The sequence below is a fragment of the Vibrio sinus genome, assembly GCF_023634645.1.
GTDB classification, from domain to species: Bacteria; Pseudomonadota; Gammaproteobacteria; order Enterobacterales; family Vibrionaceae; genus Vibrio; species Vibrio sinus.
Genome location: NZ_JAMKMR010000006.1, coordinates 127,741 through 138,984 on the forward strand (window position 1 = coordinate 127,741; position 11,244 = coordinate 138,984).

General features: G+C 45.1%; 9 protein-coding genes. All 9 read right to left on the bottom strand.

The features are described from left to right. Positions 1-5: 5 nt before the first annotated feature. The 9 genes from ftsA to murE all read right to left on the bottom strand — a co-directional run bounded on the left by ftsA (position 6) and on the right by murE (position 11,244). Positions 6-1,268: a cell division protein FtsA gene (ftsA, locus tag M9194_RS08510; RefSeq protein ID WP_250612208.1), complete on the bottom strand. Its 1,263-nt coding sequence runs from the start codon at positions 1,266-1,268 to the stop codon at positions 6-8. Next, positions 1,261-2,043, bottom strand: a complete 783-nt coding sequence (locus M9194_RS08515; protein ID WP_250612315.1) for a cell division protein FtsQ/DivIB — start codon at positions 2,041-2,043, stop codon at positions 1,261-1,263. The genes ftsA and M9194_RS08515 overlap by 8 nt, the downstream gene beginning before the upstream one ends. Positions 2,044-2,213: 170 nt before the next feature. Then, a complete protein-coding gene (gene murC / locus M9194_RS08520; protein ID WP_250612209.1) occupies positions 2,214-3,686 on the bottom strand; it encodes a UDP-N-acetylmuramate--L-alanine ligase in 1,473 nt (490 codons plus the stop codon). Positions 3,687-3,699: 13 nt separating this feature from the next. Continuing rightward, entirely contained in the window at positions 3,700-4,761 is a 1,062-nt protein-coding gene (gene murG / locus M9194_RS08525) for an undecaprenyldiphospho-muramoylpentapeptide beta-N-acetylglucosaminyltransferase (protein WP_250612210.1), read from the bottom strand. Further along, on the bottom strand, positions 4,748-5,947 hold the full coding sequence (gene ftsW, locus M9194_RS08530) for a cell division protein FtsW (RefSeq protein WP_250612211.1): 1,200 nt from the start codon (positions 5,945-5,947) through the stop codon (positions 4,748-4,750). The genes murG and ftsW overlap by 14 nt, the downstream gene beginning before the upstream one ends. 13 nt (positions 5,948-5,960) lie before the next feature. Further along, complete coding sequence (gene murD, locus M9194_RS08535; protein WP_250612212.1) at positions 5,961-7,301, bottom strand: UDP-N-acetylmuramoyl-L-alanine--D-glutamate ligase; 1,341 nt, start codon at positions 7,299-7,301, stop codon at positions 5,961-5,963. 15 nt (positions 7,302-7,316) lie between these two features. Next, positions 7,317-8,399: a phospho-N-acetylmuramoyl-pentapeptide-transferase gene (gene mraY / locus M9194_RS08540; protein ID WP_250612213.1), complete on the bottom strand. Its 1,083-nt coding sequence runs from the start codon at positions 8,397-8,399 to the stop codon at positions 7,317-7,319. After that, complete coding sequence (locus M9194_RS08545) at positions 8,396-9,757, bottom strand: UDP-N-acetylmuramoyl-tripeptide--D-alanyl-D-alanine ligase (RefSeq protein ID WP_250612214.1); 1,362 nt, start codon at positions 9,755-9,757, stop codon at positions 8,396-8,398. The genes mraY and M9194_RS08545 overlap by 4 nt, the downstream gene beginning before the upstream one ends. Further along, positions 9,754-11,244: a UDP-N-acetylmuramoyl-L-alanyl-D-glutamate--2,6-diaminopimelate ligase gene (gene murE, locus M9194_RS08550; protein ID WP_250612215.1), complete on the bottom strand. Its 1,491-nt coding sequence runs from the start codon at positions 11,242-11,244 to the stop codon at positions 9,754-9,756. The genes M9194_RS08545 and murE overlap by 4 nt, the downstream gene beginning before the upstream one ends.

Below are 11,244 nucleotides of genomic sequence, written 5' to 3' on the forward strand. Positions count from 1 at the left end.
TCAGGTTAAAACTCTTTTTGTATCCAATTACGCAATCGGCCAAACATACTCGACACAGGTTGCCTTTTCGGCTCCCTGTATTCGGAATCGTCAATAACTTGGCCATCTTTTGCATAATGAAGTAAACCAACCGCCGTAGAATGATACGGCTCTTTTACGTAATCTGTGAGTCCACTGACTTCCAGTGGTTTCCCCACTCTTACTTGATTGCGAAATACTCTTTCCGCACACTCGATCAAACCTTCTATCTGAGCTGCACCGCCTGTGAGCACAACACCAGCGGCCAAATGATGCTTGATACCTTCTTCTCTCAACTTGTCTTGAACTGTATCAATCGTTTGATTGACCAGCCCCATAAGTTCAGTGTAGCGAGGTTCAATGACTTCTGACAGGGTTTGTCGTTGTAAACTGCGTGATGGACGCCCGCCAACGCTAGGAACGTTAACTGCATCATCTTTACTGACCAATTCACTGAGTGCGCATCCATACTTAACTTTTATTTCTTCAGCATCACTGACTGGTGTACCGAAGGCAAACGCAATATCACTGGTAACAGCATTGCCAGCATAAGAGAAGACTTCGGTATGACGAAGTGCCCCCCCGGTCCAGATGGAAACATCCATGGTTCCTGCACCGATATCAACTACGCAAACGCCCAGCTCTCGCTCATCTTCAGTGATCACCGCATTACTTGCTGCTAGCCCAGAATAAACAATTTGTTCCACTTTGAGCCCGCAGCGCTCCACCGCTTTGATAATATTCCTTGCCATATCATTATGGCAAGAAATCAGATGTACGCTAACTTCCATGCGCACACCAGATAATCCAAGAGGATTTTTTATTCCTTCTTGGTAGTCGATTGTAAATTCTTGAGGAATAACATGTAAAATCCTTTGCTCATCACCTATCTTTATAGATTTAGCAGTGTGAATGGCTCTGTCCATGTCCTCTTGGGACACCTCTTCATCAGAGATGGTGCCCATACCTTTTTCGATTCGACTTGCGATATGTCGACCAGAAAGGGAAATAAATACGCTACTTATTTGGCATTCTGCCATGAGCTCTGCTTGATCGATAGCTCTTTGCACAGATTTAACGACCGATTCTAAATCGTTAACTCCGCCTTTATCCATGCCTCTAGAAGGGCTAGTTCCTGCACCTATAATATTGATTTGACCATCTGGTAAAAGTTCACCGACCAAAGCTGATACGGTTGCAGTCCCGATATCTAGACCAACAATTAAGTTGTCGTCAGAGGTTCTAGTCATTTTTACTCTCTTGCTTTGATTCTTCATTTGGAAGCCACCCCACGGCGGCTCCTGTATCATACCTGAGATCGACGTAACTGACCTTATCCGCTTTTGTTCCTAATTGCTTATATAGAGAGAGGAATCGAGCAATTCTTTCGTGTAATGCATCCTTTCCTAGTTCCAACCGCACGCCATTACCAAGAATGATCTGCCAAGCCCCGCGCTGGTTCAACACCAATGAACTTATGTTCAGCCCCAATCGATGAAACTTTGGATTAATTTCTTTCCACAAGTCCAAGACTTGAACACTGGTCCCTTTGGGCCCATATAGCTTGACTCGACTGCCTTGCAGTTGGCCTATATCTCCATTAAATACTTTACCTTGGTTGTTCAGTAGCTCGTTGCCATTCCAAATGGCTTCTGCATGATATTCCGTCAGAAAAACATTTATCGTATCTGGCCACTGTTTTCGTATTGAAGCATGAGCAACCCAAGGTATTGTCAGCACGGCTTTTTGCAGAGTATCCACATCTTGGGACATAAATGTGCCAAGGTGTCCCAGGTTCGCTAACGAACGTTGCACGTCTTTGGCCGTCACATGGTGAAGATCTCCTTGAACAACCATCTTAGACAAAGGCAATCGCTGATCGTCCCACATCCAAGATATGGTCATGTATAGAAGAACACCAACAAGCAGCAACACTACCAACAAAAAACCAATACCAGTAGCATGCGCTTTCAAAAATGGATGTTTTGATACTCGTGGGCTTTTATCTAGAGCTCTTTCATCCAAAATCCGTTGTCCCTGAACAAACCAAGAAAATATCTTTTTCGCACCGTTCGACATATAAAAAGATATAATACTCTAACTTTCGAATTATACTGGGGAAGTCACAGTTATCAAACAGTGAAAACGTCAAATCATCACGCCAAATTCACTAATTGTCTACCTGAGTCACAGCATTAATTCACTTTATATGCATTCTGCATCTTACTGACATTTAACTCTAGAGACTGTAAATGCTTTGCTACTTTGCCAACATCACCAGCACCTTGAGTTAAAACTAAATCACCATCTTGTAAAACATTAGCCAAAACAGAGGGCAACGTCTCGCTATCAGGGACAAAAATTGGATCTAGCTTACCTCGTGCGCGAATAGTCCTGCACAATGCACGTCCATCAGCACCTGAAATTGGCTTTTCTCCAGCAGCGTATACGTCCAACATAATCAATACATCGACTTGATCTAACACATTGGCAAAATCATCGTATAGGTCTCGCGTGCGGCTATATCGATGTGGCTGAAAAATCATCACCAAGCGTTTATCATTCCACCCGTCCCGAGCGGCTTTTATGGTAACGTCGACCTCTGTTGGATGATGCCCATAATCATCAACTAACATCGCTTTACCATTACCAGTATCAAACTCACCAAGGTGCTCAAAGCGTCTGCCCGTGCCTTGGGTATTTTCCATCGCCCTTAATATCGCATCATCGGCAATATCATCTTCTGTTGCCACAGCAATCGCGGCCGCCGCATTCAAGGCGTTATGTCTACCTGGTATATTTAAGGTGATAGGAAGGCTCTCTTTTCCTTTTCTTACCACAGTAAATTTCCCTTGCTGGCGCTCCTGGCGATAGTTTTCGACTCTCACATCCGCTTCTTGAGAAAAACCGTAAGTGATAACTTGACGACTAATGTTAGGAATCAGCTCACGCACAACAGGATCATCAATACACAGTATCGCCTGACCATAAAAAGGTAAGTTATGCAGAAAATCGATGAAGGTTTGTTTCAAAGTATCGAAATCACCGCCATAGGTATCCATATGATCAGCTTCGATATTGGTAACAATGCTCACCATAGGTTGTAGGTGAAGAAACGAGGCATCACTTTCATCCGCCTCAGCAATTAAAATACGGCTTGAACCCAATCTAGCATTCGTCCCTGCACTTTTCACCAAACCACCATTGACGAAGGTTGGGTCAAGGTTTGCTTCGGAGTATATCTGAGTCACCAATGCCGTGGTGGTAGTTTTTCCATGTGTTCCAGCAACGGCAATACCATGACGAAATCGCATCAGTTCTGCTAGCATCTCGGCACGCCTCACCACTGGAATGCGGCGCTCTCTTGCTGCTAAAATCTCAGGGTTTTCTTCATTGATTGCGGTTGAAACTACGACAACACTGGCTTTCTCTACGTTTGATTGTTGGTGGCCGATGTATACTGTTGCCCCTTTACTTTCCAAACGCTCGGTCACTACATTATGGGCAATGTCTGAGCCTGTGATCTCGTAGCCTTCATTTAGTAGCACTTCTGCAATTCCGCTCATGCCAGCGCCACCAATTCCGATAAAGTGAATACGCTTCACTCGACGCATTTCAGGAACAACGGCTCTGATTCGAGCCAAATTTTGAGTGTGTTTAACCGTCATTCTGTGTATCTCGTTAATTTGCCGTTGCAATGATGGCGTCAGCCACCACACTATCCGCATTCACCTTGGCCATTGTGCGTGCTTTGTTTGCCATTTCTAACAGGCTTTCACGATCAAGGTTTTTAATTTCTTGTGTCAGTTTTTCAACGTTTAGCTCTGGCTGTTCTATCATCTTGGCTGCCGCACATTGCAGCAATTGATCAGCATTAAGCGCTTGCTGACGATCTTTATGCATAAAAGGAACAAAAATCGCACCAACACCTGCCGCTGATACCTCAGAGACCGTTAACGCTCCAGATCGACATATCAACAAATCTGCCCATGCATAAGATTCGGCAACATCATTGATAAACTCCACCACAGAGGCATTCTGCACGTTATTCTTTTTATAGCTATCGATCACGCTACATTTGTTGCCTTTGCCCGCTTGATGCAGCACTTCAAAGTCTTGACCCAGCCTTGCCATCACAACAGGTAGAGTGCGATTTAAGATCTGCGCCCCTTGGCTGCCACCCATAACCAATATGCGGATAGGCCCTTGTCTATCATGCATGCGATCGCCGGGAGCGGGTAACGCGACCACATCCTGTCTAACCGGATTACCAACCACTTCTGCAAATGGAAACGCGCCAGGAAAGGCTTGAAACACTTTACTTGCGATTTTTGACAACCAACGATTGGTTAATCCCGCAACGGCATTTTGTTCATGCAATATAATGGGAATACCAAGCATCCGAGCGGCAACACCACCAGGCCCACTGACATAGCCCCCCATACCGAGGACTGCATTCGGCTGCCACTTTTTCATATGACGGCGAGCTTGTAATATCGCTTTAGCAATTTGGAAAGGAGCGGCTATCAGACGCAAAATACCCTTACCTCGCAAGCCTTTTACCCGAATAAAATCAATATCTATACCGTGTTTCGGGACTAAGTCCGCTTCCATTCTATCGGCCGTTCCTAGCCATCGAATGTCCCAGCCTTGCTGCTGCAATTTTTTAGCAACCGCCAACCCGGGAAAAATATGGCCTCCAGTACCGCCAGCCATAATCATTAATCGTTTATTCGTTGTCATCAGTGCTTTGTTCCACTAAATCTTGATTTCTTTTCTTCAAACGGCATTCGTAGTCGATTCGCAACAATAGAGACACTGCGATAGACATCACAACTAGACTCGAACCACCATAACTAATCAAAGGTAACGTAAGACCTTTGGTTGGCATAATACCAGCAGCCGCTCCAACGTTAACCAGAGTCTGGAAGGCAAACCAAATGCCAATACCTATGGCCAGATAGCCACCAAAATTTTGTTCTTGCTCAAACGCTCTTTTACCGATCATGATCGCCTTAAAAACCAGACTAAATATCAGCATCAATACCAACACCACCCCGACAATTCCAAGCTCTTCAGCAATCACAGCAAACACAAAATCGGTATGGGCTTCAGGAAGGTATTCCAGTTTCTGAATCGAATTCCCTAACCCTTGACCAAACCAACCACCACGGCCAAACGCGATAAGAGATTGAGTCAATTGATATCCACTGCCAAAAGGGTCTTGCCACGGGTCCAGAAATGAAGTGACCCGCCTCACACGATAGGGTTCAGCCAATATAAGGCCAATCACAGCAGCAATACCTGCCATCATCAAGGCGACAAACTGAGATAGTTTCGCCCCAGCAATAAACAGCATGCCAAATAAAGTGACCAACATGACGATGACCGTACCTAAATCTGGCTGGCCCAATAGCAACACAGCCAAAGCACCGAACACCATTATTGGCTTCATAAAACCGCCAAAAAACGTCGCTCTCACTTCAGTTTGCTTTCGAACCAAATATCCTGCCATAAAAACAAACAGAGCCAATTTAGAGACTTCTGCGGGCTGTAAGTTGAAAAAGCCCAGAGGGATCCAACGAGAAGCACCATTAACTGAACGTCCTCCGATAAGAACGATAATCAGCATGACAAAAGAGATCCCGAGCAGCCAAGAACTGTATTTCAACCACTTTTCTGTTGGGATTTGTAGTACGACCGAAGAGACACCGATGGAAAGGAGCAAAAATAAGGCGTGCCTTGTCATAAAATAGAAAGGTTGACCAGTTAATCTAGTGCTCACTGGAAACGAGGCGGAAGTGACCATTATCAGGCCAAAGACCATCAGGCTCAAAGCGATCCAAACCAGCTGTCTGTCAAACAGAGCTTCAGCGGATGGTTTTACCAGCCACTGTCTCATGCTTGCTATGGAACCCTTCATTTGCATAACTGCGACAACCCTAATCAGCGTATTGATGAGCAAGCTCAGTGAACGCTTCTCCTCGCGCCATAAAATTTTTATACTGGTCAAAACTCGCACATGCTGGCGAAAGCATCACCATATCATGTGGCTGTAATAATGGAGCGATTGATTCGATGACATCGTGCATTGTGTCATATTGTTTTGCCGAATGATGGAGAGACAGAAACTGCGCAGCGTCTTTACCAAAACAACATAGTTCGACATTGATAGCCGATAAAGGCTCTTTCAAGTCAGTAAAGTCAGCACCTTTGCCTTCACCGCCAAGCAAAAGATAAAGCTTACCTTGGCAGCTCAGCCCCGATAAAGCAGCAAGAGTACTGGCGACATTGGTTGCTTTAGAATCGTTTATCCACTTGATGTTATTGTTATCTACCACCACCTGGCAACGATGGGTTAGCCCAGTGTAAGACTTCAACGCCTCAAGCCCTGCAACATAATCAATCTTGGCACTATCAAGTAACGCAATGGCTACTAATGCATTCGCGACATTGTGCCTACCAACTAAAGACAAGTCTTTCGTCGCAAGCACTCTATCTCCATTGGACGTTAAATACTCTTCGTTTTTATAGCTACTTAAGCCATATTGACTATTTTCGTCTAGACCAAATGTAATAAGCTGGTTTTCCGAAACGCCATCTGGATAAGTGGCGCGATCTGCATGATTAACGATGGAGAATTGGGCATGATCAAAGATTTTCAGCTTAGCCTGACGATATTCTTCCATCGACTCATAGCGATCCATATGATCTTCTGAAAGGTTTAAAAACACAGAGGCAATCGTAGCTAAGCTGTTGGTGGTTTCTAATTGAAAGCTGGAAAGCTCTAATACATACAATTCGTGATCATGACCTAGCAGATCAAGTGCAGGCACACCGATATTGCCACCAACTCCAACATGAATACCGCAAGCTTTTGCCATTACTCCCGTCAGATCAGTCACCGTGCTTTTACCATTTGATCCTGTGATAGCAATAACAGGTTTATCAACGTACCAGGCAAACAACTCAATGTCTCCCACCACTCGGCAGCCTTGCGAGATCGCTTGTTGAATTTCCGGAGTTGCAAGCGCAATACCAGGGCTCAGTACTATCAAATCAGCTTGAGCTAGCCAATCTGACTGCCAGCCACCTGAGTGAAGCTGAATGTGGTCGGCTAGCTGCTCTTTACCTGGTGGGTTGTCTCTTGTATCTATTACGCGAATACACAGCTCTCTTGGCAAATTATCAAGAAAGCTCACTACCGAAAGACCAGTAACGCCAAGGCCGACAACCAAGACATTCTCAATATCGGCCCAAAAATCTGTTGCTTGTTTATCCACCACTTTCCTACTCGACTATCGCACTTTCAAGGTTGCTAAACCAATCAAAACCAAAACAATAGAAATTATCCAAAAGCGTACAATCACTCTTGGCTCAGGCCAACCTTTTAACTCGTAGTGGTGATGTATGGGAGCCATACGAAAGATTCTTTGGCCACGCAATTTATAGGAGCCAACTTGTAAAATGACCGATACGGTTTCCATAACAAACACACCGCCCATAATCACTAACACAAATTCTTGTCTCACTAATACCGCGATAGTACCTAACGCGCCGCCCAAAGCAAGTGAGCCAACATCTCCCATAAATACTTGTGCTGGGTAGGTGTTGAACCATAAAAAGCCCAAGCCTGCTCCGACCATAGCAGTACAAACCACCACAAGCTCAGAGGTTTCTGGGATATAAGGAATATGAAGGTAGTTGGCAAAGTTGAAATTACCCGTAGCCCAAGCGATAGCAGCCATTCCCGCAGAGACCAAAACGGTTGGCATAATCGCCAGTCCGTCTAAACCATCGGTTAAGTTCACGGCATTACTGGTACCCACGATTACGAAATAGGTAAGAATGATATACAGAAAGCCTAATTGCGGCATCACGTCTTTGAAAAAGGGCACCACTAATTGGGTGGCTGCCGTGTCTTTACCATGAGCATACAGAGCGAAGGCCACAACTAAGGCAATGGCCGACTGCCAAAAATACTTCCATCTGGCGATCAAACCATCGGTATTTTTACGCACGACTTTTCTATAGTCATCAACAAAGCCGATAATGCCATAGCCGACTAGCACCGACAACACAGCCCAGACGTAGGGGTTACTCAAGTCCGTCCATAATAAAACGGTAATCACGATAGATGCCAAAATCATGATGCCACCCATTGTCGGCGTGCCTCGCTTACTAAAATGAGACTCTGGTCCATCATGGCGGACAACTTGACCAATTTGCAATTTTTGCAAACGCTTGATCATGATTGGCCCCATCCAAAGCGACAAGGCTAATGCGGTTAAAATACTAACGATGGCTCTAAAAGATAGATATTCGAACAGCCGAAAAAAGGAAAAGTATGGCTGTAACAAGTGTGCGAGCCAAATAATCATGAATAGGTCTCCTTCAAAGACGCAGCAACTTCGAACATGCGAGCGCTATTTGCCCCTTTGACTAATAGGGTATGTGAGTAATTTTCTTCTAATAATAGATGATGGTTTATGTAAGATATCAATTCGTTATGACTAGCAAAGTGATTTCCGTGACAGACTTGGCTAATTACTTGTGCCGGATCACCAAAGGTTAAGACATGATCAAACGAATATTGAGCCGCATGTTCTGCCACTTCTCTGTGCAATGCTTCACTTTCATGGCCCAACTCCGCCATATAGCCAAGAATAAGCCACTTTTTTCCTTGATAACAATGCAAAAGGTCGATGGCGGCTTTCATTGCGGGAACGCTGGCATTGTAGCTATCATCAATAAGAGTGATAGACTCAGTTAAGTTAATCACCTCTACGCGCCCTTTTACATTAGATAAATGCGCAAGGCCGGTTTGTATATCTTTGAGCGTTGCCCCCATTTCCAAAGCTAGGGCCGACGCGGCGAGCGCATTGCTCACGTTATGGTCACCGACAATCCCAAGTTGCACTGGCGTCGAGCCTTTTGGTGTATGCAGAACAAAATCGGCTTCGCCTTTCTCATTCATACGGACTGATGATGGATAAAAGTCTGCTTGTTGGTTGGTGGCGGAAAAGGTGAGCACGTTTTTATCGCTAAGCACATCTTCCCACAGCGATTCGCCTTGACTATCTAAGTTAATAATGGCGCTACTGCCTTCTGATAGCCCTTGATAAATCTCACCTTTGGCCTTTTTTACCCCTTCTAAAGAGCCAAACCCTTCTAAGTGAGCTTCTGCGACATTATTGACCAAAGCTACGTCAGGCTTAACCAACTCTGTGGTATAGGCAATTTCGCCAATGTGATTAGCGCCTAATTCAACCACAGCGAACTGATCTTCGGGAGTTGAGCGCAATAACGTTAACGGCACGCCCACTTCATTATTAAAGTTGCCATCGGTGTACATGACTTGACCAATCTGGGCCAAAATACTGCTGAGCATCTCTTTAACGGTGGTTTTTCCGCAGCTCCCCGTGATCGCCGCTGTCTTAGTCTGGCACTCTTGATGAACCCATTTAGCCATTTTGCCAAGCGCTATCTTGGTATCTTCTACCACCAGTTGCGGTACGGATATATCCTGCTGAGAAGAAACCAATACCGCACAAGCTCCAGAACTAACAGCATTTTCAACAAACTGATGGGCATCAAAACGCTCACCAACCAGGGCAACAAATAGTGCACCTGAAGCAATTTTCCGGGTATCGGTTGAAATAGACTCAACCTCAGTATTGTGTCCAACGAGCTTGGCATCGAGTATTTGAGCGAGTGCCTGAAGAGAAACTTTAATCATGAGTTGAGCCCTAATAATGTGTTGGCAGACTCTCGATCAGAATAATGAACCGTTTCGTTTTCCATCACCTGATAGTCCTCGTGCCCTTTCCCTGCAAGAAGAATGATATCTTCAGGGCTTGCTGCGTTGAGTGCGTGTGCTAACGCTTTGAATCGATCATGTTCTACTAAAACCTTATTCGGTGTATTAGTACCACGCAAAATATCTGTCACTATTATGTCTGGGCCCTCACTACGTGGGTTGTCATCCGTCACTATGACGTGATCAGCAAGACGTTCTGCGATCTCTCCCATCATGGGCCGTTTACCCACATCACGATCACCACCACAACCAAAAATAGCCCAGAGCTTGCCATTGCAATGTACTTTTAATGCTTGCAAAGCCTTTTCTAACGCATCAGGCGTATGCGCATAATCGACCACGACTTTGGCTTGGTTGTCAGATTGAAAAAGCTCCATACGACCTATCACTGGCTTTATAGTATTAGCGTGTTGTACTAGAAGGGCTTTATCTATACCGAGCTCAAGTAAAGCGCCAAATGCAAGTAGCACATTCGAGGCATTAAACTGACCTATAAGAGGCACATTGAGTGTGCCGCTACCATATGCGCCGTCAAACTGGATTTCAATACCTTGCTCAGAGTAGCTGACGGCCTTGGCCCACAATACGCGGCTATATGATTCAAGTGGAGCTTGCAACGACACCGCCAAGGCATCGGGTAACTGAGTCATCCAGCGCTTGCCTACCTCGTCATCAATATTAATCACTGGCTTTTTCGTGTCATGCTGAGTGAATAGCATCAACTTCGCATCAGCATACTCTTCCATCGTATGATGGTAATCGAGATGGTCACGGCTGAGATTAGAAAACACACCCACATCAAAGGATGTCGCTTTGACTCTATTTTGCACCAGTCCGTGAGAAGACACTTCAAGCGCCGTCACCTGCGCGCCCTCTAACTCAAGCTGGTGCAAAGTTTTCTGAATCTCAATCGCACTTCCCGTTGTATTTAATGCAGGCGTTAGGTTGGATAAAAAACCATTACCTGTGGTGCCCATTACTGCCGCTTTCACACCTGTCAGTTCTAACCATTGGGCAATTAATTGGCTTATGGTCGTTTTTCCATTGGTACCTGTTACACCAATCAATCGAGACTGCTGGCGTGGGTACAGGCGAGCGGCCAAGGCGGATAAGTGCGTTGACAACTCATCCATATAAACAACAGGGACCTGATTTTTGATTTCAATCGAAGCATGTACATGCTGCTTGCATGCCTGTGCAATAACACAATTGGCACCATTGCTAATGGCAGCATCAATAAAATTTCGCCCATCGACTTCATGCCCATTGATTGCGACAAACGTCATTCCTGACGATATTTTTCGGCTATCAAGCTCAAGCTCACTCACTTCTAATTGAGAGAAAGCGACTTGGCTGAGATCCAGCCAAGGGGAAAGTAACCAAGATAAAGTGAATGGTTGAGTCAT